We start from the raw sequence: 897 nt of genomic DNA, 5'->3' as shown, positions 1-897 counted from the left end.
GGGGAGCCGCTCGCGCAGCCGGCGGTTGGCGCCGACGCCCCCCGCCACCACCACGCGCTCAAGCCCTGTCTGGGCCAGTGCCGCCAGGGTTTTGCGGACCAGCACCTCGACGATCGCCTCCTGGGTGCTGGCCGCCAGGTCCGCACGGCGCTCCTGCAGGCCCGCGCCCAGGCGGTTGGCCTGCGTGAGCACCGCCGTCTTCAGCCCGGCGAAGGAGAAATCCAGGTCGCGGCTGTGCAACAGCGGTCGGGGCAGCTTGAAGGCCGCAGGATCGCCGTCCTCGGCCAGCCGCGCCAGCGCCGGGCCGCCCGGATAGCCCAGGCCGAGCAGCTTGGCAGACTTGTCGAAGGCCTCGCCGGCCGCATCGTCGATGGTCTCGCCCAGGAGGCCGTAGCGCCCCACGCCATCCACCCGCATGAGCTGCGTGTGCCCCCCCGAGACCAGCAGCGCCACGAAGGGGAACTGCGGCGGGTCGGCGCTCAAGAAGGGCGACAGCAAGTGGCCTTCCAGGTGGTGCACGCCGAGCACCGGCCGGTCGAGGGCCGCGGCCAGCGCGCACGCCACCCCGGCGCCGACGAGTAATGCGCCCGCCAGTCCGGGCCCCTGGGTGTAGGCCACCACATCGATCTCGGACAGCTGCGCGCCTGCATCGCGCAATACCGCCTCGGTGAGCGGCAACACCCGGCGGATGTGGTCGCGGCTGGCGAGCTCCGGCACCACGCCACCGTAGGCCTGGTGCATCTCCACCTGGCTGTGCAGCGCGTGCGCGAGCAGCGTCGGCGCTTCGGTTTGCGCCGCGCCGGCACGCACGAGCGCCACGCCCGTCTCATCGCAGGACGACTCGATGCCCAGGATCAATTGGCTCATAGGGCCCGAGTGTAGTGGCGGGCCGGGCGC

Annotated in this window: 1 protein-coding gene; it reads right to left on the bottom strand. The window is 72.8% G+C overall.

The window, feature by feature from the left end; genetic code table 11:
• Nucleotides 1–867, bottom strand: an 867-nt coding sequence (gene tsaD / locus A612_RS00925) for a tRNA (adenosine(37)-N6)-threonylcarbamoyltransferase complex transferase subunit TsaD (RefSeq protein ID WP_019372743.1), incomplete at its 3' end; no start/stop codon positions are given.
• Between the last annotated feature and the right edge of the window lie 30 nt (nucleotides 868–897).

This window comes from Melaminivora alkalimesophila, from assembly GCF_000282995.1.
Taxonomy (GTDB): Bacteria; Pseudomonadota; Gammaproteobacteria; order Burkholderiales; family Burkholderiaceae_C; genus Melaminivora; species Melaminivora alkalimesophila.
Note: the sequence above shows the minus strand (reverse complement) of the source record. Positions and strands in the feature narration are given on the sequence as shown.